Origin of the sequence: Pseudomonas baltica (assembly GCF_031880315.1) — a bacterium.
In the GTDB taxonomy this organism is placed as follows: domain Bacteria; phylum Pseudomonadota; class Gammaproteobacteria; order Pseudomonadales; family Pseudomonadaceae; genus Aquipseudomonas.
The window spans coordinates 5,013,228-5,033,606 of sequence record NZ_CP134771.1 but is presented as its reverse complement, the minus strand read 5'-3'; the positions used below and the strand labels follow the sequence as shown (position 1 = coordinate 5,033,606).

At 62.6% G+C, this 20,379-nt stretch carries 17 protein-coding genes; 4 read left to right on the top strand and 13 right to left on the bottom strand.

Features of this window, described 5'->3' with window-relative positions:
- Positions 1–9 precede the first annotated feature (9 nt).
- The 6 genes from iolD to iolC all read right to left on the bottom strand — a co-directional run bounded on the left by iolD (position 10) and on the right by iolC (position 8,273).
- The gene (iolD, locus tag REH34_RS22680) at positions 10–1,947 is read right to left on the bottom strand and encodes a 3D-(3,5/4)-trihydroxycyclohexane-1,2-dione acylhydrolase (decyclizing) (protein WP_311969228.1); all 1,938 of its coding nucleotides are present in this window, start codon (positions 1,945–1,947) and stop codon (positions 10–12) included.
- Positions 1,948–2,022: 75 nt separating this feature from the next.
- Complete coding sequence (locus tag REH34_RS22675) at positions 2,023–2,844, bottom strand: TIM barrel protein (RefSeq protein ID WP_226503481.1); 822 nt, start codon at positions 2,842–2,844, stop codon at positions 2,023–2,025.
- A gap of 155 nt (positions 2,845–2,999) precedes the next feature.
- Positions 3,000–4,502, bottom strand: coding sequence for a CoA-acylating methylmalonate-semialdehyde dehydrogenase (locus REH34_RS22670; RefSeq protein WP_311969227.1), 1,503 nt, complete (start codon positions 4,500–4,502; stop codon positions 3,000–3,002).
- A gap of 75 nt (positions 4,503–4,577) precedes the next feature.
- The gene (gene iolB / locus REH34_RS22665) at positions 4,578–5,384 is read right to left on the bottom strand and encodes a 5-deoxy-glucuronate isomerase (RefSeq protein ID WP_311969226.1); all 807 of its coding nucleotides are present in this window, start codon (positions 5,382–5,384) and stop codon (positions 4,578–4,580) included.
- Positions 5,381–6,274 carry a myo-inosose-2 dehydratase gene (gene iolE / locus REH34_RS22660; RefSeq protein WP_311969225.1) on the bottom strand — a complete coding sequence of 298 codons (894 nt, stop codon included), beginning with the start codon at positions 6,272–6,274 and terminating at the stop codon, positions 5,381–5,383. The genes iolB and iolE overlap by 4 nt, the downstream gene beginning before the upstream one ends.
- A 58-nt stretch (positions 6,275–6,332) precedes the next feature.
- The gene (gene iolC, locus REH34_RS22655) at positions 6,333–8,273 is read right to left on the bottom strand and encodes a bifunctional 5-dehydro-2-deoxygluconokinase/5-dehydro-2-deoxyphosphogluconate aldolase (RefSeq protein WP_311969224.1); all 1,941 of its coding nucleotides are present in this window, start codon (positions 8,271–8,273) and stop codon (positions 6,333–6,335) included.
- Between the two features lie 310 nt (positions 8,274–8,583).
- On the opposite strand from iolC, the gene REH34_RS22650 reads away from it, so the two are divergent.
- A complete protein-coding gene (locus REH34_RS22650) occupies positions 8,584–9,510 on the top strand; it encodes a MurR/RpiR family transcriptional regulator (protein WP_226503476.1) in 927 nt (308 codons plus the stop codon).
- Positions 9,511–9,753: 243 nt separating this feature from the next.
- Here the strand turns inward: REH34_RS22650 and REH34_RS22645 are convergent, their stop codons facing one another.
- Together REH34_RS22645 and REH34_RS22640 are read right to left on the bottom strand one after the other, a co-directional pair.
- Complete coding sequence (locus REH34_RS22645; RefSeq protein ID WP_311969223.1) at positions 9,754–12,327, bottom strand: excinuclease ABC subunit UvrA; 2,574 nt, start codon at positions 12,325–12,327, stop codon at positions 9,754–9,756.
- A 44-nt stretch (positions 12,328–12,371) separates the two neighbouring features.
- Positions 12,372–12,641 (bottom strand): hypothetical protein, encoded by a 270-nt coding sequence (locus REH34_RS22640; RefSeq protein ID WP_226503474.1) that lies wholly within the window; start codon positions 12,639–12,641, stop codon positions 12,372–12,374.
- A 225-nt stretch (positions 12,642–12,866) separates the two neighbouring features.
- Here REH34_RS22640 and REH34_RS22635 point away from each other — a divergent pair, with 225 nt between their 5' ends.
- Together REH34_RS22635 and REH34_RS22630 are read left to right on the top strand one after the other, a co-directional pair.
- The gene (locus REH34_RS22635) at positions 12,867–13,349 is read left to right on the top strand and encodes a DUF2938 domain-containing protein (protein WP_311969222.1); all 483 of its coding nucleotides are present in this window, start codon (positions 12,867–12,869) and stop codon (positions 13,347–13,349) included.
- Positions 13,350–13,421: 72 nt separating this feature from the next.
- Positions 13,422–15,476 carry an EAL domain-containing protein gene (locus tag REH34_RS22630; protein ID WP_311969221.1) on the top strand — a complete coding sequence of 685 codons (2,055 nt, stop codon included), beginning with the start codon at positions 13,422–13,424 and terminating at the stop codon, positions 15,474–15,476.
- 75 nt (positions 15,477–15,551) lie between these two features.
- Here REH34_RS22630 and REH34_RS22625 read toward each other — a convergent pair whose 3' ends face one another.
- Together REH34_RS22625 and REH34_RS22620 are read right to left on the bottom strand one after the other, a co-directional pair.
- Positions 15,552–16,085 carry a C40 family peptidase gene (locus REH34_RS22625; RefSeq protein WP_226503471.1) on the bottom strand — a complete coding sequence of 178 codons (534 nt, stop codon included), beginning with the start codon at positions 16,083–16,085 and terminating at the stop codon, positions 15,552–15,554.
- 123 nt (positions 16,086–16,208) lie between these two features.
- The gene (locus REH34_RS22620) at positions 16,209–16,883 is read right to left on the bottom strand and encodes a C40 family peptidase (RefSeq protein ID WP_226503470.1); all 675 of its coding nucleotides are present in this window, start codon (positions 16,881–16,883) and stop codon (positions 16,209–16,211) included.
- A 173-nt stretch (positions 16,884–17,056) separates the two neighbouring features.
- Here REH34_RS22620 and REH34_RS22615 point away from each other — a divergent pair, with 173 nt between their 5' ends.
- Entirely contained in the window at positions 17,057–17,260 is a 204-nt protein-coding gene (locus REH34_RS22615; RefSeq protein ID WP_311969220.1) for a hypothetical protein, read from the top strand.
- 60 nt (positions 17,261–17,320) lie between these two features.
- Here REH34_RS22615 and hda read toward each other — a convergent pair whose 3' ends face one another.
- The 3 genes from hda to REH34_RS22600 all read right to left on the bottom strand — a co-directional run bounded on the left by hda (position 17,321) and on the right by REH34_RS22600 (position 20,341).
- A complete protein-coding gene (hda, locus tag REH34_RS22610) occupies positions 17,321–18,025 on the bottom strand; it encodes a DnaA regulatory inactivator Hda (RefSeq protein ID WP_226503469.1) in 705 nt (234 codons plus the stop codon).
- 137 nt (positions 18,026–18,162) lie between these two features.
- Positions 18,163–19,236, bottom strand: coding sequence for an AI-2E family transporter (locus tag REH34_RS22605; RefSeq protein WP_311969219.1), 1,074 nt, complete (start codon positions 19,234–19,236; stop codon positions 18,163–18,165).
- A gap of 58 nt (positions 19,237–19,294) precedes the next feature.
- Complete coding sequence (locus tag REH34_RS22600) at positions 19,295–20,341, bottom strand: DUF2066 domain-containing protein (RefSeq protein ID WP_311969218.1); 1,047 nt, start codon at positions 20,339–20,341, stop codon at positions 19,295–19,297.
- Positions 20,342–20,379: the final 38 nt, after the last annotated feature.

Sequence of the window (20,379 nt, the reverse complement as noted above, 5' to 3'; positions counted from 1 at the left end):
AGAGCGCAATCAGTACTGACGGGCCTCGGCCAGTCGTTCGTTCAGGGTCTTGGCCACCGCATCGGTGCGCGCGCTGGTGGACACTTGCGCCACGCCCACGCGCCACCAGGACAGATATTTGTGAATCATGGTCTTGGGCAGAACCTTGATATCGATGAGCGTCGACACCGTTTGCAGCCGAGCATCGGCCAACGCCGCGCGCAGTTGCTCGACGGTCGAGACCTTGTAAGTCTTGCAGCCGTACGCCGCCGCGCTCATGGCAAAATCCACCGGCACGAAACCGCCATCGAGCTGGCCACTGTCCGGGTTGCGAAAGCGGAACTCGGTGCCGAAGCTGTCCATGCCGTGTTCCATCTGCAGGTTGTTGATGCAGCCGAAAGTCATGTTGTCGAGCAGCACCACGTTGATCTTGCGCCGCTCCTGGATCGAAGTCGCCAGTTCGGAATGCAGCATCATGTACGAGCCGTCGCCCACCAGCGCATAGACCTCGCGCTGCGGTTCGGCGAGCTTGACGCCCAAGGCGGCGTTGACTTCGTAGCCCATGCACGAGTAGCCGTATTCCAGGTGATAGGTGTTGACGCCCTTGCTGCGCCAGCTGCGTTGCAGGTCGCCGGGCAGGCTGCCGGCGGCCGCGACAATGATGCCGTCGCTGGGCAGGGTTTCGTTGAGCACGCCGAGCACGCGGCTCTGGGTCAGGCACGAGCCGGTCAGCTCGATGAATTCACGCAGCACGGCCGGGTCCATGTGATCGTTGATCTCGGGGACGAAATCGGCGCTGGTGTATTCCACTTGATAGATACGATCGACCTCGGCATCCAGTTCGGCGCGGGCCTGTTGCACGCGGTTGTTCCAGCCCGAGCGAAAGCCGGTGCGGGCCAGGTGATCGGACAGCTGCTGCAAGCCGACCTTGGCATCGCAGAGCAACTGCACGCCGTCGAGCTTGAGGGCGTCGGCGGGGCTGATGTTGATGTTGAGAAACTGCACCTCGGGGTGCTGGAACAGCCACTTGGATGAAGTGGTGAAGTCGGTGTAACGGGTGCCGATACCGATGATCAGGTCGGCTTCCTTGGCCAGCAGGTTGGCGGCCAGGCAGCCGGTTTCGCCGATGCCGCCGACGTTGAGCGGATGGGCCGAGACGATGGCGCTCTTGCCCGCCTGGGTTTCGGCGAAGGGGATGTCGAAGCGTTCGGCAAAGGCCTGCAGTTGCGCGTTGGCGCCGGCGTATTTGACCCCACCGCCGCAGATGATCAAGGGCGTGCGTTTGCCGCGCAGCGCCGCCACGGCGTCGGCGAGCATGGCCTCGGTGGGCAGCCGACGATCGATGCGGTGCACGCGCTTTTGCAGGAAGCTGTCCGGGTAGTCGTAGGCTTCGGCCTGCACGTCTTGCGGCAAGGCCAGGGTCACCGCGCCGGTTTCGGCCGGATCGGTGAGCACCCGCATGGCGTGAATGGCCGCGCTCATCAGTTGCTCGGGGCGGTTGATGCGATCCCAGTATTTGCTCACCGCGCGGAAGGCGTCGTTGGTGCTGATGCTCAGGTCGTGGAACTGCTCGATCTGCTGCAGCACCGGGTCGGGCTGGCGGCTGGCGTACACATCGCCCGGCAGCAGCAACAGCGGAATGCGGTTGGCGGTGGCCGTGGCGGCCGCAGTGAGCATGTTGGCGGCACCGGGGCCCACCGATGAACAGCAGGCGTAGATCTTGCGCCGCAGGTGCTGCTTGGCGAAGCCGATGGCGGCGTGGGCCATGCCCTGCTCGTTACGGCCCTGGTGCACCACCAACTCGCCGGCATCTTGCTCCAGCGCCTGGCCGACGCCCAGCACGTTGCCATGGCCGAAGATGGTAAACACCCCAGCGACGAATTTGCTTTCGACGCCATCGACCTCGACGTACTGGTTGTCGAGGAATTTCACCAGGGCCTGGGCCATGGTCAGTCGGGTTGTGGTCATGTTCACACCTTCAATTATTATGTGCTGCCTTGCGTTCGCTTTTGATCCCTGTGGGAGCAGGCGCTGCCCACGAAATCAGGCCAACGCCGTACGCAAATGCGCCATGCTCGCCGCCAGCGCCTGGCGGATGTCGCTCAGGCCATGAACGCTTTCGGCGAACGGCTCGAACGACACATAGCCGCGATACCCCGTGCTCAGCAACGTGTCGAGTTGCGCCGCGTTGCCGAGGATATCGCCGTCGCCCACCAGCACGCGGTGGCCATCGCGGATGGTATTGAGCGGCGCCTGGGCGTCCTCGACACCGGAGATGTGCACCAGGCCAGTCAGCTCCGGGAAGAATTCGTGTTCGCTGGCCAGATGGTGATGGAAGGTGTCGTGCACCAGGCGGAACACATCCAGGCCGCCGATGGCCTTGATCGCTTCTACCGCAATGCGCTTGTAGCGCAGCGCGCACTCTTCGAAACCCAGTGGCTCGACGAAACCCAGCAAGCCGTGCTCGCGCAGGATCGGCGCCAGTTCGGTGAGTGCCGTACGCAAACCGGCATTGCGTTCGGCGGGGCTGCGTGGGTCGGCGTGCTCGTTGCGCGGGCACATCACCAGCCCCTGGGCGCCGCAGTCACGGGCATAGGCGGCGAGCTTGAGGGTCTGGGCGCGGCGTTCGTCGTTCCACACATCGAAGGGATACAGGGCGTTGATCGACAGCACGCGGATGCCGCGCTCTTCGCACAGTTCACGCACCACCTGGGCAGGGGTGCCGTCTTCGATCTCGATGCCGTTGAGGTCGTTGCGGATCTCGATGGCATCGGCCTTGAGGCTCACCGCCAGGTCGATGAAGTCGGGCAGCGACAGACGCGGTGCAACCATACGATTCAGGGCGAAACGCAGGGGCTGGGACATTGTTTTTATTCTCCAGGTAGCAGTGCTCAGGAACATTCTGTGTTGGGCCAGCGGGCCTCGTCGCGGGCGAGCTGTGCTTCCACAGGTGCGGCGTGCACCTGCAGGAGCAAGGCTTGCTCGCGAAGACGGCCATCCAGTCGCCATCGGTTCAGGGTTTATTTAGCCGTCGGCATACTGAACTCGGCGCCTTTGGCGATGCTGTCCGGCCAGCGTTGCATGACACTCTTGTAGCGGCTATAGAAGCGCACGCCTTCGTCGCCATAGGCGTGATGATCGCCGAACAGCGAGCGCTTCCAGCCACCGAACGAATGCCAGGCCATGGGCACCGGGATCGGCACGTTGATGCCCACCATGCCGACCTTGATGTTGCGTGCGAACGCCCGAGCAATGCCGCCGTCACTGGTGAAGCACGACACGCCGTTACCGAATTCATGAGCGTTGATCAGCTCCACCGCCGTGGCGAAATCAGCCACCCGGACGATGCCCAGCACCGGCCCGAAAATCTCTTCCTTGTAGATGCTCATGTCAGTGCCGACCTTGTCGAACAAGGTCGCGCCGACGAAGAAGCCGTTCTCGGCGCCAGGCACCGTGAAACCACGGCCGTCTACCAGCAACTCGGCGCCTTCTTTCACGCCCTGGGCGATGTAGCCCTCGACTTTGGCCTTGTGCACCGCCGTCACCAGCGGGCCCATGTCACTGTCGGGCTGCATGCCATTGCCAACCTTGAGCTGGTCGATGCGCGGCAGTAGCTTGGCGATCAGCTTGTCGGCCACGTCACCGACCGCCACCGCGATGGAGATCGCCATGCAGCGCTCCCCCGCCGAACCATAGGCAGCACCGATCAGCGCATCGGCCGCTTGATCGAGGTCGGCGTCGGGCATCACGATCATGTGATTCTTGGCGCCGCCCAGCGCCTGTACACGCTTGCCGCGCTGGCTGGCCTGGGTGTGAATGTATTCAGCGATCGGTGTCGAGCCGACGAAGGAGATCGCCTGGATATCCGGGTGCTGCAGCAGGCCATCGACGGCCAGCTTGTCACCTTGCACCACGCTGAACACGCCATCGGGCAGACCGGCCTGCTTGAGCAGCCGGGCCATCAGCAGGCTGGCCGACGGATCGCGCTCCGAGGGCTTGAGGATGAAGCAGTTACCCGTCACCAGCGCCAGCGGGATCATCCACAGCGGCACCATGACCGGGAAGTTGAACGGCGTGACCCCGGCGCACACACCCAGAGGCTGGCGCAGATTCCAGTTGTCGATGCCGCCACCGATGTTGTCGCTGAAATCGGTCTTGAGCAGGCTCGGCGCACCGCAGGCGAATTCGACGATCTCGATGCCGCGAGTGACTTCGCCCTTGGCGTCCGAAAACACCTTGCCGTGTTCGCGGCTGATGATGGCCGCCAGTTCGTCGTGGTGCTGGTCGAGCAGTTCCTTGAACTTGAACATGACCCGCGCGCGGCGCAGCGAGGATTGCTCGGACCACGCCGGAAAAGCCTTGAGCGCCGAGGCTACGGCGGCGTCGACGGTGCCTTGGGTGGCCAGCGCGACGCGGCCCTGGACCTCACCGGTGGCCGGGTTGAAGACATCGCTGAAACGCTCGGTGCCGCTGTGCTGCACCTCGCCGTCGAGGTAGTGACCAATAACCGGGGCAGTGCTCATTTTATTGTTGTCTCCAGTCTGAAGAGTGTGGGGCGCCTGTGCCCGCCAATGGCAGCAGCACCGCAGATCTTGGTTTTACAAATCCATCAACCACGCATGCTGCGGATCGTTATGAAACTGCCAGACCCGCTTGGGCCCGGCCATGACGTTCAAGTAATACGACTCGTAGCCATAAGGCACGCTGACCGGGTGATACCCCTTGGGCACCACCACCAGGTCGCTGTTTTCCACCGCCATGGCCTGATCGATGCTGCGGTCGTCGGTGTACACGCGCTGGAACACGAAGCCCTGCGGCGGATTGATCTGGTGGTAATACGTCTCTTCGAGAAAGCTCTGGTGCGGCAGGTCGTCGGTATCGTGCTTGTGCGGCGGGTAGCTGGACGAATGCCCGGACGGCGTGCGCACTTCCACCACCAGCAGGGAATGGGCCGGCTCGGTGTCCGGGAGGATGTCGCACACGTAGCGGGTATTGGCGCCCTTGCCACGCACGCTGCGCTTCATGCTGGCCGGCTCGATCAGCCGCGGGCCAAGCCCGGTGTCCTTGGAACCGGGCGCGGCGCACACGCCGATCTGCACATCGCTCAGCGCGGTAATCCGCGCCTGGCTGCCCGGTGGCAGGTAGGCGGCGAAGGGCGATTTGTCCTCGAACACCGAGCGGCGATCGCCGATGTTGTCCCACTTGAAACCGCCTTGGGGCGCTTCGCCCTTGATATCGACGCGGCCGCTGAGCAGCACCAGGCACAGTTCCTGGTCGCCGGCGCTGACCGGCAGGCTCTCGCCCAGGCTCAAGCGGTAGGCGGCGAAACCGACGTATTCGAGTTCGCCCTGGGGCAGTTGCACCATGGTCTGGCCACGGGCATTGCTTTTGACTAGCAGGCTCATTGGGTAGTCCTCTCATCAAGCAGACGGCGCAGGGTCTGGTAGCCCTTTTGCGCGAAAGCGTAGCTGGGCGCCACGGCCGGATCCTGCTCCGCCTCGACCACCAGCCAGCCTTGGTAGTGATGGGCGAGCAGCTCGTCGAGCAGCTCGCCAAAGTTGATGTCGCCATCGCCAGGCACGGTAAAGGCGCCGTTGACGATGCAGTCCGGGAAGCTCCACAGGTTGTTGCGCGCCAGTTGCACCACGCCCTTGCGCACGTCCTTGAAGTGCACGTGGCAGACTCGATCGATGTGCTTGCGCAGTACCTGCAACGGTTCGCCACCGCCCAGGTAGCAGTGCCCCGAGTCGAACAGCAGGCCGACATCGGTGCTGGTCAGGGCCATCAGCCGGTCGATGTCGCTGGGCGACTCGACATAGGCCCCCATGTGATGATGGTAGGCCAGGCGCACGCCTTGGCTGAGGGTGAAACGCGCCAGTTCGTCGAGTTTGTCGGCGTAGGCCTGCCAGGCCTTGTCGGTATGAAAACGCGGGCGCTCCACCAGCGAGATGCGCTTGCCCTGGATGGCGTCGGCCACTTCGCCATACACCAGCACCTGGGCGCCGTTCTGCGCCATGACTTGCACATGGTTGGCGATGGCGTCGATTTCTTCGGCGGCCGAGCGCTGCGCCAGCAGGCTGGAGTACCAGCCCGACACCAGCGCCAGGTCGTAGGGGCGCAGGACGTCGCCGACCCCCTTGGCGTCCTTGGGGAATTTGCCGTTGAGTTCGAAACCTGCATAGCCGATTTCCTTGCCCTCGCTCAGGGCGGTGCTCAGCGGCGTTTCACCGCCCAGTGCGGGCAGATCGTCGTTACTCCAGGAAATCGGATTGATGCCAATTCGGATAGCGGACATGGCGGTACCTGTTATTTATTCTTGTGTGCGGTTCATGCAGCGGCGGTCGGCGCGCGGATCACTGCCTGCGGGCGTCGCGCCAGGCTTCTATCAACGTCTGGAAGGTGGCCTGCACGCGCTGGATCAGCGCTTCATCGTCGATTTCCCCGGCCAGCCAGGCGCGGCTCGGCTCCTGGAAGATTGTGCGGCCCACCGCGAAACCCCGGCAGGTAGTACTGGCGCGGGCATTGCGGAACCCTTCGGCGAGTACGTCGGTCGGCGCGTTGAGGCCCAGCAGCACCACGCCCCGGCAATAGGGGTCGCGCTCCTGGATCAGGGCATCGAGCTGTTCCCACTCGGCCGCGCTCGGAGACTCGATCTTCCACCAGGCCGGGTAGATGCCCAGGTTGTAGAGGCGCTTGATCGCCCGATAGAGCACGTCCGGGTAGGTGGACGGGTGATCCTTGGGCGGGATGATCTCCAGCAGCAACTCGTGGCCGCTGACCTGAGAGGCCTCGAAGAGCCCGCGAATCTGCGCTTCCTGCTCAAGGCGCAGCAGCGGCTCGTCGTCCGGGTGGTATTGCACCAGGCACTTGATGATCTGTTCCTTGGGCCAGGCGATCAGGTTGCTGCCGATCGAGCGGCCGTGTTCGAACGCCAGCGGCCGCGAGCCTTGGCGCTCGACCGGGCGCGCCACCCACCAGCCACGGCCAGTCGCGGCGTTGAGGGCGTCCTGGCCGAAGCGCTGATCGGCCAGCAAACCGACATCGGCATCGATACCGCGCTGAGCGAGGTCGGCTTCGACCCGCTGCACCGCCTGGATGAACAGCATCTTCAACTCGCTGATGCGCTTGCTGTCGGCACCGCCCTGCTGGGCCAGTTCGAACAACTGGCCACGGTGATCGAAGGCGAAGATGAACAGCTGCTTCCATTGTTTGCGCGGCACACTGACCTGATGCAGGCGCTGCAAGGCGACGTCCTGATCCGGCCGCGTAATGGGCACCGGGCTGTTGAACAGGTATTCAAGCTCGGCCGGGGTCGGCATCGCCGGGGCGCAGGCGTGACGCGACACCACCAGCCCGCCGCAGGCATTGGCCAACTGGCAGCAGCGAGCATCGCTGGCATCACGCAGCCAGCCGCTGAGAAAGCCCGACATGAAGGCATCGCCGGCGCCCAGCACGTTGAGCACTTCGACCCGCACGCCTGGGTGAATTTCGCCGTCTTCGAGGCGCGCCGGGATGTCGCCGTGGATCACCGTGCAGCCTTGCGGGCCGAGCTTCACGACCAGGGTGGCGGCGGTCAGGCTGCGGACCTTGCGCAGCGAGGTGAGGAGGTCTTCGCTGCCCCCGGCGATGAGAAATTCTTCTTCGGTGCCGACGATCAGGTCGAAACGCGGCAGGATACCCTGCACGTGTTCGCTGACTTTCTGGTCGGCGACGAAGCGTGTCTCACCATCGGCCTTGCCGGCCAGGCCCCAGAGCACCGGGCGGTAATCGATATCGAGGACGCGTTTGACGTCGTGCCTGGCGGCGTAGTCGAGCGCGCGGACGCTGGCGTTGTAGACCCGCTCGGTCGAAAAGTGCGTGCCGGTGATCAACAGCGCCTTGCTGGAGGCGATGACGTCTTCGCGCACATCCGCTTCGCACAGGGCCATGTCGGCGCAGTTTTCACGGTAGAACACCAGCGGGAAGGTTTCGCGGTCCTTGAGGCCCAGCAGGACCATGGCGGTGAGGCGCTCGGGGTCGGTCTTGATGCCGCTGACATCGCAGCCTTCGCGCGCCAGCGACTCGACCAGGAAGCGGCCCATGTGGTCGTCGCCGACGCGGCTCAGCATGGCCGACTTCAGCCCCAGACGCGCGGTGCCGAAGGCGATGTTGGCGGACGAGCCACCCAGGTACTTGGCGAAACTGCTGACGTCTTCGAGGCGCGCGCCGACCTGTTGTGCATAGAGGTCGACGCCCAGGCGCCCGAGGCAAATCAAATCCAGTTGTCGCCCACTGGCAAATCGAGTCTGGCCCATGCTGGCTCCTGTTATTTTTATCAGCCTGCGTCGCCCCAGAGTGTGGCAAACGCGTTTGGTGTGAGCGAACTCTAGAACTTCTTTTTGCCGTAATCAATATTTTTTCTATAATTTTTTTACTCGGAAAATTTATTCCATTAACATGCGGAAACATTGTTTTAGTCTGGCTGTAACGCTTCAGCCGAGCGCCTCCTGCCACCCACACACCCGCAGATTTTTCTCGCCGAGAGCCTGTAGACTGGGCGGCAACAGCCAGAAGTCGAACGGACGTCCCAGACCAGCCGACGCGACCACGCCATAAGGATTGCCCATGTCACGTTCCGAACCGCCGGTGACAGCCCCTGATGAAAGCGACACCGCCGTCGCCAGCAGTGCGACCCCGGAAACCGCCGAACAACTGTTGCAGCAGATCAGCCGCGAATACGAAAGCCTGCCGCGTCAGCTCAAACGCATCGCCAGTTACATGACCCAGCAGAGCGACCGCATCATGGTCGACCGCATCAGCGATATTTCCCGTGAATGCGAGGTGCACCCTTCGGCTATCGTGCGCTTTTCGCAGCGCTTCGGGTTCAGCGGCTTCAGCGAGATGCAGGCGTTGTTTCGCGACGCCTATACGCTCAAGACCACCCCGGTGCAGAACTACCAGCAGCGCATCCGCAACCTGATCGACAACAAGTCGGAGAAAGCCAGCGGCGGCGACCTGGCACGTGAATGCGTGAGCGCTACGCTGTCGGGCATCGAGCGCCTGGGGCTGGAGCTCGACGATGCGGTGTTCGAGAAAGCCGTCGACCTGGTGGTCAATGCCGAGAACATCTATGTGGTGGGCGTGCGCCGGTCGTTCGCGGTGGCCGACTACCTGGTGTACAACCTGCAGCACACCAACAAGCGCATTCATTTGGTGTCCGGGTTGGGCGGCAGTTATCGCGAGCAGATGCGCAGCGTGCGCGCCAACGACCTGGTGATCGCCATCAGCTTCACCCCCTACGGCAAGGAAACCCAGCACTGCCTGCGCATCGCCCAGCATCATCAGGCCAAGACGTTGATCATCACCGACAGCAACCTGTCACCGCTGGCCAAGCGCGCCAACGCGGTGCTGCTGGTAAACGAGGGCAGCTCGTTCGCCTTTCGCTCGTTGAGCGCGACGCTATGCCTGTGCCAGGCCTTGTTCATTGCCGTGGCGTATCGGTTGGAGTTGAAGGTGGACGAGATTCACGAACAGATCGGGTTTGAGGATTAAGCAGGGCTTGCTGATGATGAGGGCCTTGCGGCCTTTTCGCCGTCTGACGCGCCCCCTTGCTCCCCCTTGCGCCCACAGTGCAATGCCGCATCTTGGCCGTACACCCGTGGGAGCAAAGCTTGCTCGCGAAGGGGCCCGTCCTGCTTGCCCATCACCATGGAATTTCCACAGATGTACGACGCTGCATCTGTACGCAGATGTATGAGCGAGGGAGCGCATTAGACGGCGAAAAGGCCTCAAGCCCTACCCCAGGCCTAAAGCCCGCGCCAGATACGGCGCCGTGCGGCTGCCTTTGACCTTGGCGACCTGCTGCGGCGTACCCGCCGCCACCAGCTGCCCACCCAGATCCCCTGCCCCCGGGCCGATATCAATCACCCAGTCACTCTGCGCCACCACGCGCATTTCGTGCTCGACCACGATCACCGTGTGCCCGCCGTCTACCAGCGCATTCAACTGCACTAGCAAACGATCGACGTCCAACGGGTGCAGCCCGGTCGTCGGCTCGTCCAGTACATACAACGAGGCACCGCGCTGATTGCGCTGCAATTCGGTGGCCAGCTTGATGCGCTGCGCTTCACCACCGGACAACTCGGTCGCCGGCTGCCCCAACCGCAAATAGCCCAAGCCGATATCCGCCAGCACTTGCAACGCGCGTAACACCGCCGGTTGTTCGGCGAACACCGCCAAGGCCTGTTCGACGGTCAGCTGTAGCACCTGGGCGATGGTCAGCCCCTGCCAGTGAATGGCCAGCGTCTCGGGGTTGTAACGGGCGCCGTGGCAGGTCGGGCATGGCGCATAGACGCTGGGCATGAACAGCAACTCGACGCTGACGAAGCCTTCGCCTTCGCACCCCGGACAACGGCCTTTGGCGACGTTGAAGGAAAACTGCCCCGCGTCGAAGCCTGCCGCGCGGGCCTCGGCGGTGGCGGCGAACAGCTTGCGCACGTTATCGAACAGCCCGGTGTAGGTGGCCAGGTTGGAGCGCGGGGTGCGACCAATGGGTTTCTGATCCACCTGCACCAGCCGCTTGATGTGCTCCAGGCCGCGAGTCACCCGGCCTTCGCTGCTTTGCGGGGTGTCGTCTTCGAGGTTGAGTTCCTGCGGCTCGCGGTTGTCACTGGATTGGCCGCTATGTGGACCTAAATGTGCGCCCACCAGCTCGAGCAAGGCCTGACTCACCAGGCTGGATTTGCCCGAGCCGGAAATCCCCGTGACCGCGGTAAAACAGCCCAACGGGAATTCCGCACTCAGGTCGCGCAGGTTGTTGCGCGTCACCCCTTCGAGACGCAACCAACCTTGCGGCTCGCGCCGTGCCTCGGCCTTGGGGCTGTGGTCGTCGAACAGGTACGAACGGGTCTGCGAGGCCTTTATCTTCGCCAGGCCCGCGGGCGGCCCGCTGTACAGCACCTGCCCGCCGCGCTCCCCGGCTGCCGGGCCGACATCGATCAACCAGTCGGCGCGGCGCATGATCTCGGTGTCGTGCTCCACCACAAACAACGAGTTGCCCGCCGCCTGAAGTTTCTGCAGGGCCGTGTACAGCGCTTCGCCATCGGCCGGGTGCAAGCCGGCCGACGGCTCGTCAAGCACGTAGATCACGCCGAACAGCTGCGAATTGAGCTGCGTGGCCAAGCGCAGACGCTGCAACTCGCCCGACGACAGGCTCGGCGTGCTGCGCTCCAGCGCCAGATAGCCCAGGCCCAGATCGGTCAGGGCCTGCACCCGCTCGAGCAGATCCTGGGCGATGCGCTGGGCGGCCAGGCGTTTTTCCACGGTGAAGGATGAATCGTTGTGAGCATGATTATGGCCTTCGCGGTTCTGCGCCACCGGCTCCAGCAGCTCGCCCAATTGCAGCAGCGGCAGGCGTGACAGCTCGCCGATATCGACACCCGCAAAGGTCACCGACAGGGCCTCGCGCTTGAGGCGCTTGCCGTCGCACAGCGGGCAGGCGCTGCCGATCATGTACTGGCTGACGCGTTTTTTCATCAGCGCGCTTTGCGAGTGGGTGAAGGTGTGCAGGATGTAGCGCCGCGCACCGGTAAAAGTGCCTTGGTAGCTCGGCTCGGCCTTGCGCTTGAGGGCGGTGCGGGTCTGCGCCGGGGTCAGGCCGGCGTACACCGGTACCGTCGGGTGTTCCTCGGTGAACAGAATCCAGTCGCGTTGCTCCTGTGGCAGGTCGCGCCACGGCACATCGACGTCATAGCCCAGGGTCACGAGGATGTCGCGCAGGTTCTGCCCCTGCCAGGCCAGCGGCCAGGCGGCGATGGCGCGCTCGCGGATGGTCAGCGACGGATCCGGGACCATGGTCGCTTCGGTGACTTCATAGACCCGCCCCAGGCCATGGCATTCAGGGCACGCACCCTGAGGCAGGTTAGGCGAGAAGTCTTCGGCATAGAGCATCGCCTGGCCCGGCGGGTAATGCCCGGCACGGGAATAGAGCATGCGCACCAGGCTCGACAGCGTGGTCACGCTGCCCACCGACGAGCGCGTGCTCGGCGTACCGCGCTGCTGTTGCAGGGCCACGGCCGGTGGCAAGCCATCGATGGCGTCGACGTCGGGCACCCCGACCTGGTCGATCAGGCGCCTCGCGTAGGGCGCAACTGACTCGAAGTAGCGCCGCTGCGCTTCGGCATAGACCGTCGAAAACGCCAACGACGACTTGCCCGAGCCCGACACGCCGGTGAACACCACCAAGGCATCGCGGGGGATGTCGACATCGACGTTCTTGAGATTGTGCTCGCGGGCGCCGCGAACCTTGACGAAGCCCGAGCTGCCGGGCAGTGCTTGAGGAGGTGTTACAGAGTTGTGCTTGAATGCCATGGGTTCCGCCCGTTAAAGAATGATCAAATCCAGCCCTGCGACGTTCAGGCCGGAGGCGGGAACTCCCCTTGGCGCCCCCGCTCGAGCAATCGTTGGCGCACGGCTTGTTCGATCTGCGCATTGTCAGCCATCGGCCCGCTGCGGATGTAGATGCGCCGCAGGTTCTGTTCGTGGGTGCCTTCACTCATCATTTCATGGCTGACCACTTGGGTTGCGCGCCACAGACAACGCTGGGGCTCAGCCAGCCAGATCTCGGTGCACGCATCAGACTCGCCACGTTCAAGGCCGACCAGGTCGGTGTACAAGATTTCCATCAGGGCTCTCCTGGGCTTCACTTGTCTGTTGGAAAGCGGCCAACCTGATTCGGTTCAGCGCAATACGTGCCACTCCCCGATCTTCTGGCGTCCAAGCTAGCGGTTCGCCAGTATTGTGCGGTACTGCTACCGTCAGACGCGCGCCATGTGCAGACATGCACTACTTTGAGCCAAGCACTGTTGCAGTGCCACCGCTGCCCCGACCACCTGCCCACAAGGATCAAGATGCTCTCCTTTATTCTTTATTGCGTGCTCACCGGCATCGCCGCCACTGCCCTGCTGGACATCTGGGCACAGTTGCTCAAAGCCGTGTTCAAACTGCCGACGCCGCCTTGGCACCTGGTCGGTCGCTGGTTTGCCGGCATGCTCCAAGGCACCTTCGTGCATCGACAAGGCATCGGGCAGTCGCCCGCCGTCGCCAACGAGCTGCGCATCGGCTGGATCATGCATTACGTGGTGGGGATCATCTTCGCTGCCGCACTGCTGTTGATCTGGGGCGTGCAATGGGTGCATGCGCCCACGTTCACACCAGCGTTGATCGTCGGCCTGGTCACCGTCGGTGCCGGCTGGTTCATTCTGCAGCCGGGCATGGGCGTCGGCGTGGCCTGTTCGAAAGCGCCCAATCCGAATCTCGCGCGCGCGCTGAACGTGATCGGCCATGTGGTGTTCGCGATAGGTCTATTTGTAAGCGCACTAATAGTTGGCTGACCCTCTGCCTCTCTTCAGTGAATGACCAACCCGCCGATAAAAGGGGGTCGGGTACCGAATACGGATGTCGCCATGCTTGCCAGCAGTTACAACAGCCTTTATGTGGTCTTCTCCCTGATCGTCGCGATCATTGCCTCCTATACCGCGCTGAACATGGCCGGGCGAGTGTCCCGCACTCAAGGCACGGCTTCGGTGTTGTGGCTGATGGGTGGCTCATTCGCCATGGGGCTGGGTGTGTGGTCGATGCACTTTATCGGCATGCTCGCCTTCAGGCTGCCCATCGCCCTGGGCTACGACTTGACGCTCACCGGGCTGTCGCTGCTGATCGCCATCGCTTCGTCGGCGTTTGCCCTGTGGCTGGTGTGCCAGAAGGACCTGCCCCTGGCACGTCTGGTGGGTGGCGCGGTGTTGATGGGCATCGGTATTGCCGCCATGCATTACACCGGTATGCATGCGCTGTTGATGAGCCCTGATGTGCAGTACATTCCGTCGCTGTTCGCGCTGTCTGTGGTGATCGCCATCCTTGCCTCGGGTGCGGCGTTGTGGATTGCGTTTCACCTGCGCGGCGAAGGCAAGAACATCACCCTGTTGCGTTTTCTGGCCTCGCTGATCATGGGCGTGGCGATCGTCGGCATGCACTACACCGGCATGGCCGCTGCGCAGTTCCCGGTCGGTAGCATTTGCGGCGCTGCTGGCGACGGCATCGACAGCAAATGGCTGGTGGTGCTGGTGATCGTGGTGACCCTGGCGGTGTGCGCCATCGCCTTGATCGTGTCGATGCTCGACGCGCGCACCAGCCTGCTGGCGACCTCGCTGGATCGCGCCAACAGCGAACTGGTGCAACTGGCACTGCACGACAACCTGACGCGCTTGCCCAACCGTATCTTGCTCAACGACCGCCTGGACCAGGCTATTCACAAGGCTGTGCGGCAGAAGAGCCATTTTGCCGTGCTGTTCATGGATCTGGACGGCTTCAAGGCAGTCAACGACGTCTATGGCCATCACACGGGTGACTTGCTGCTGGTCGAGGTGGCAAAACGCATTCAGAACGCTAAACGCGGCGAGGATACCGTGGCGCGTCTGGGCGGCGACGAATTCGTGGTGCTGATCGATCCGGGCGAGCCGGAAGACGCTGCCGTCCTGGCCCAACGCTTGGTCGAGAGCATTCATTCGCCCTACGTCATCGGCCGGCAGACCGTGCACGTGTCCACCAGTATCGGCATCGCCATATTCCCCCAGGACGGCGATACCAATCATGAGCTGATGATCAACGCCGACGCTGCCATGTACCACGCCAAGGAGCAAGGCCGCGACTGCTACTGCTTCTTCGAGAGCGCCATGAACGTCAACGCGCACCAGCAATTGCAGTTGCAACAGGACCTGCGCAAGGCCCTCGATCAACATGAATTCCTGCTGCACTTCCAACCCAAGATGGTCGCGCCCGATGGCCCGATGACCGGCGTCGAGGCCCTGTTGCGCTGGGAACGACCGGGTGAAGGGTTGGTGCCGCCAGACCGCTTCCTGCCATTGGCCGAGCGCACCGGGCTGATCGTGCCGATCGGCAACTGGGTGATCAATGAAGCCTGCAGACAGATGAGCGAGTGGCATGCTCGGGGTCATGGCGCCTGGAACATTGCGGTCAATCTATCGACCGTGCAGTTGGCGCATCCGGGGCTGGTCGAGGTGGTGCGCGATGCCTTGCTGAGCAACGGCCTGCCGGCTCGCTTCCTGACTCTGGAAGTGACCGAGTCCACCGCCATGCGCGATGCAGAGGCGGCGCTGATCGTGCTCGATCAACTGGCCGCGCTGGGGGTCAGCATCTCCATCGATGACTTCGGTACCGGTTATTCGAGCCTGCTGTACCTCAAGCGTCTACCGGCCAATGAACTGAAGATCGACCGCGGCTTCGTCACCGAACTGGCGCAAGACAATGACGATGCCGCCATCGTTTCGGCGATCATCGCACTGGGCAAGACGCTGGGGCTGAGGATTGTCGCCGAAGGGGTGGAGACTGCGGAGCAGCAGGAAATGCTCACGCAATTGGGCTGCACGACCTTGCAAGGCTATCTGCTGGGCAGGCCGATGTCGGCGCAGCGGTTACTGGAGAGCGTGCAGCAGGGGGCATGACGCAAGGCCACGGTAATAGCTAAGGGCCCCTTCGCCGCCGAACATGCAGGCGGCGTCAATGCATAACGTGAAAGATCAGGGATTGCGCGCGATATGCTCCGGTTGCAGCACCCGCTTGGCATCGCGATAAGTGCGGGCCCAGTACGGATTGTTCAGGTAATCGAGACGCACCGTGCCGCCCGTGGCCGGTGCATGCACGAAGCGCCCCTCCCCCACGTAGATGCCGGCATGGCTCACCTGCGAGCCTTCGGTGGCGAAAAACACCAGATCCCCCGACTGCAACGAGGCCTTGTCGACCTGCGGTGCGCGCATGCCCACCAGGTCGCGGGTGGTACGCGGCAAGGCGATATGGGCCGCATCGCGGTAGACGAAGCCGATCAGGCCACTGCAATCGAAACCGGAATCAGGGGTATTGCCGCCCCAACGATAAGGCGTGCCTACCAGCCCGAGGGCGCGGAACAACACGTCATCAGCGGCAGGAGCGAATTCTGTGGGGTAGGTTATGACCGGCTGTTGAACCACACGCGGCGCAGAGGGCGGCGGCGCACTGGCGCAGGCACCCAACAAGGCAATCACCAGCAACAGCGAGAAACGGGCGCAATACGACATAGCAGAACATCCTGATCCAACTGCCGAAGAAAACAGCTCGAAGCCTGAAACCTGAAAACACGTAAGCGACGAAGGTAGTCAGCCCCGTCGCTCGTTGGTATTGCCTGTGTTAACAGCCGTGATTTATTTGCGCGAAATCACGGTAGTCGGCGCCATCGCCAAGGCGCGTTTGGCCTCGATGAAGGTCTTGCTCCAGTAGGCGTCGTCGAGGCTGTCGATACGGACGCCGCCGCTGCGATGACTGCTGGAGTGGATGAACTGATCGTCGCCCAGGTAGATCGCGGCATGGCTGACACGGCCACGCCCGCGGGTGCTGAAGAACAGCAGATCACCCGGCTTGAGGCTGTTGCGCGCTACCAGCGGCGCCTTGACGTTGATCATTTCGCGCGTGGAACGCGGCAAGGTCATGCCGGCCTCTTCACGAAACAGATAACCGATGAAACCGCTGCAATCGAAGCCCTTTTCGGTAGAACCACCGGTGCGGTAGCGAGTACCGATCAGCGATTTGCCGCGTTCCAGGATGCTGTCAGCCAAGGCTGGCATCTGGTAGGCGTTGTTGCTGGAGAAACGCGCCAGTTCGTTCTCGGTGGCGATTTCGTCTTCGAATACGGAGGAAGCGTTGGCGGAAGCGATCGAGCTGCTGCGGCCGTGGCCTTGAGTCTGGGACTGCGCGTGGATTGAAGATTGCGCGATGACTGGATCTGTAACCTGCTGTTGCGACACCGGTGACTGGGCGGCGCAACCTGCGAGCAGGGTAACAAGTGCAATGGGCACGAGGGGTGCTAAGCGAGCAAGCATGGGCACGACCGTGGGTAAGAAAATTAAGAAGTGGCGATATTGCCTTTTATCGTCGTCATTTGCAAATTCAATCGAACATTTTGTGACTCAACGGTTTCGCGGTGACATCTAACCCGCCTGCCCACAGCCCATACCTCGCGCAAAGCCGCAGAAACACTGGCCATTGACTTGATATGACTGACGAAATCATCAAGCGTCGAGGCGTCAATGCCTATTCAGGTTTTGACGTCAATCCATTGAAAACGCTCTACGTCGCGGTTTCACCGCAAAGGTCCATAGATTGTTTGAATCGATGGGCGCGCAAAAAACTTCTAAGAAACGGGTTTGTCAGGGGAAAACGCCAGAAAAACGGTAACAGCAGCCTAGTGGCTCCTTGACATAAAGCAAGGTCCAGGCCAACTCTCGGGGTGACTACGATTTTCCTCGACATGGCGCCGTTACCAGCCCAGTGTTTCCTTGAGGAAGGGGATGGTCAGCTTGCGCTGTGCTTGCAGGGACGCCTGGTCCAGCCGTTCGAGCAGGTCGAACAGCGCACTCATGCTGCGGGTGCCGCGGGTGAGGATGAAGTGCCCGACTTCGTCAGTCAGGTGCAGGCCGCGACGTGAAGCGCGCAGTTGTAGGGCACGCAATTTGTCTTCGTCCGACAATGGGCGCATCTGGAAAATCAACGCCAGGGTCAGGCGCGACTTGAGGTCAGCCAGCTTTACCGGCAATTCGCGCGGCGAATGGGACGCCGCGATGAGCAAGCGCCGACCGCTGTCACGCAGGCGATTGAACAGATGGAACAGCGCCTCTTCCCAATCGGCGCGGCCCGCTACCGCTTGCAGGTCATCGAGGCAGACCAGCTCGTATTGCTCGAGGTTGTCGAGCAGCTCGACGCCGCGGTCCATCAGTTGCGCCAGCGGCAGGTAAACCGCCGGCTCGCCCATTTGCTCGAAGCGCAAGCACGCGGCCTGCAACAGATGAGTGCGCCCTACCCCATGCTTGCCCCACAAGTAGATGAGGCTTTCGGTCCAGCCGGCATCGGCCTCGCATAAACGCTCGACATAGCCGAGGGCTGCCGCGTTGGCACCTGGGTAGTAATTGACAAAGGTGGCGTCGTCGCGCAAACGCACACCCAAGGGCAGCTGAATCGGTTTCATGCTGGCTGAACGGCTCTGGCGAGCCGCAAAGGGCCTCTGGATGAAGTGGGCAAAGTCTATACCCCTCGCGCTAGACGCACAATGCGGCAGACCACAAGCAAAATCAAAGGTTTGCGAGAGACGCTCAGCCCTTCGCTTTATAGGTCAGGGTCTTCACTGCCGCCGTAGATGTCCGACTCTTTATAGAGGTCCTGGACGTGACGCACCAGCACCATGATCACTGCGGCGACCGGCAAGGCCAGTAATACTCCAGTGAAGCCGAACAATTCACCCCCAGCAAGGATGGCGAAGATCACCGCCACCGGATGCAGCCCGATGCGATCGCCTACCAGCAATGGCGTCAGGACCATGCCTTCAAGCAGCTGACCGACCATGAACACCGCAGCGATACCGGCCATGTGGGTCGGGTCGAGGCCAAACTGGAACAGCCCGGCGATGATTGCCGAACCGATGCCGATGATGAAGCCCATGTACGGCACGATCGCCGCCAGACCCGCCACCATACCGATCAACAGGCCCAGGTCGAGACCGACCAGCATCAGGCCACCTGCATAGATGAAGCCCAGCGCAACCATCACCAGCAATTGGCCGCGAATGAACGCCCCCAGCACCTCGTGACACTCGCCAGCCAGATTGACCACCTGATCTTCGCGATGGCGTGGCAGCAGGCTGCGGATCTTGGCCATCATCACGTCCCAGTCGCGCAGCAGATAGAAGCCCACTACCGGGATCAGTACCAGGTTGGTCAGCCAGCCGATCAGCGCCAGGGTGGAGGTGGTGGCTCGCGCCAGTACCACGCCGACGATGTCGCCAGTCTGGCCCATGTGCTCGGAAATGGCCGCCTTGATCTTGTCGAACTTCCAGAAACCGTCACTCAGGCCGACATGGGATTGCACCCACGGCAAGGCGGTCTGCTGCAGCCAGTCGAGCATCTGTGGCGCGAGCTGGTAGAGGCTGATCAACTGCTTGGCCAGCATCGGCACCAGGACTGCCAGGGCGATGACGACGATCAGGGTAAAGAAGGCGAACACCACTACCACGCTGAGGGTGCGCGACAGCTTGAGCTTTTCAAGCCGATCGGCCAAAGGGTCGCCCATGTAGGCGAGCAGGATGGCAATCAGGAATGGCGTAAGAATAGGGTGCAACAGGTAGACGAAGGCACACAGCAGCAGCACCGCACCTAACCAGAACCAGCGACGCATGTCGGTCATTTGTATTTCCATTTGTTCATCAAAGGTCGAGCAAGCCCGCGCCCACAGGGGGATGTAGTCAATAGTGAAAGTGCAGGTCGTTGGCGGACGCCGCCGGAGCTACTGGAGCGGGCGCCGCGGGTGGCACTGGCGCGGCAACCGGGACTGGCGCCGCAGGCTGCACTTCATGCAACTTGGCCAAGGTCATCTGCGAACGAATCTGGTCGGCACTGGCGGTAACCTTATAGGTCACACTGTCGCCATTGACGCTTTTGATCTGCCCGCCAAAAGGCTCGAGCAGGCGGCCCATCTCGGCGTAATGATCAAGGGTCATGCCGCCGATCTCCACGGTCAGGTCGGCCGAGGCTCCGGGCTTGGCTACGTAGCGCGGCGCCAGGCGCTCGCTCACCGCCAGCATCACCGCATCGGCCAACGTGGCCTGATCGGCGCCTTCGCTGGTGCCCTGCTCCTTCTGCCCGCCCAGCCACAGCCGCCATTTGGCCTGCCATTTGTCGCCGTTCTGGCTGGCATGCACCGCCAGCAGGGCATCGGCACCGTAGCGCTCGGAGGCGTTTTGCAGCGGCGCAGGATCGGTGCCTTCGAGATTCTTCGCGGTGCCGACCAATTGCTCGCTAAGGTCGGCCAGCGGCAGACGCAATGGCAGGCCACGGTGGCGGGCCGCGATACGCAGCGGTTGTGCCGTGGCCTGGCCATCGCCGACCAGGCTGGCGCCGTCGGTGTTTTCATTGAGCCACCAGCCGAGAATCACCGGCCGGTTGTTGCCCCACATCGCCAGCCCGGCGCCGCGCAGGGCCTTGTCGGTGCTGACGGGGTCGAAATCGACTTGCAGGGATTGCGGCGGGCCGGCGTCATAGCCGTACTGGCTGATGATCTGCTGGGTGTCGCCTTTTACCGAAGCCAGCCCGGGGCTGTTGATGGCCTTGGGATCGCCGGTCAGGCGCAGCACCAGGGTTTCGAAGGCACGCTGGATGGCCTGGGTGCGCTCATCCGGGGTCTGGCTAGCGACGGGTTCCTGTACCTGATACAGGTTGGCAACCACCTCGGCATGGCTGGACAGACTCAATACGGATAGACAGCTGGCAAACAGATAGTGGTGCAGACGCATGAAGGATTCCCGACGGGCAGAAGCGGACTGTGCTTTGT

Coding starts and splice junctions, on each gene's coding strand:
- REH34_RS22615 (WP_311969220.1), top strand. CDS start 17,057: ATGACTGACGAAATCATCAAGCGTCGAGGCGTCAATGCCTATTCAGGT.
- hda (WP_226503469.1), bottom strand. CDS start 18,025: ATGAAACCGATTCAGCTGCCCTTGGGTGTGCGTTTGCGCGACGACGCC.
- iolB (WP_311969226.1), bottom strand. CDS start 5,384: ATGAGCCTGCTAGTCAAAAGCAATGCCCGTGGCCAGACCATGGTGCAA.
- iolC (WP_311969224.1), bottom strand. CDS start 8,273: ATGGGCCAGACTCGATTTGCCAGTGGGCGACAACTGGATTTGATTTGC.
- REH34_RS22635 (WP_311969222.1), top strand. CDS start 12,867: ATGCTCTCCTTTATTCTTTATTGCGTGCTCACCGGCATCGCCGCCACT.
- iolD (WP_311969228.1), bottom strand. CDS start 1,947: ATGACCACAACCCGACTGACCATGGCCCAGGCCCTGGTGAAATTCCTC.
- REH34_RS22640 (WP_226503474.1), bottom strand. CDS start 12,641: ATGGAAATCTTGTACACCGACCTGGTCGGCCTTGAACGTGGCGAGTCT.
- REH34_RS22670 (WP_311969227.1), bottom strand. CDS start 4,502: ATGAGCACTGCCCCGGTTATTGGTCACTACCTCGACGGCGAGGTGCAG.
- REH34_RS22625 (WP_226503471.1), bottom strand. CDS start 16,085: ATGTCGTATTGCGCCCGTTTCTCGCTGTTGCTGGTGATTGCCTTGTTG.
- REH34_RS22675 (WP_226503481.1), bottom strand. CDS start 2,844: ATGTCCCAGCCCCTGCGTTTCGCCCTGAATCGTATGGTTGCACCGCGT.
- REH34_RS22645 (WP_311969223.1), bottom strand. CDS start 12,327: ATGGCATTCAAGCACAACTCTGTAACACCTCCTCAAGCACTGCCCGGC.
- iolE (WP_311969225.1), bottom strand. CDS start 6,274: ATGTCCGCTATCCGAATTGGCATCAATCCGATTTCCTGGAGTAACGAC.
- REH34_RS22620 (WP_226503470.1), bottom strand. CDS start 16,883: ATGCTTGCTCGCTTAGCACCCCTCGTGCCCATTGCACTTGTTACCCTG.
- REH34_RS22600 (WP_311969218.1), bottom strand. CDS start 20,341: ATGCGTCTGCACCACTATCTGTTTGCCAGCTGTCTATCCGTATTGAGT.
- REH34_RS22605 (WP_311969219.1), bottom strand. CDS start 19,236: ATGACCGACATGCGTCGCTGGTTCTGGTTAGGTGCGGTGCTGCTGCTG.
- REH34_RS22630 (WP_311969221.1), top strand. CDS start 13,422: ATGCTTGCCAGCAGTTACAACAGCCTTTATGTGGTCTTCTCCCTGATC.
- REH34_RS22650 (WP_226503476.1), top strand. CDS start 8,584: ATGTCACGTTCCGAACCGCCGGTGACAGCCCCTGATGAAAGCGACACC.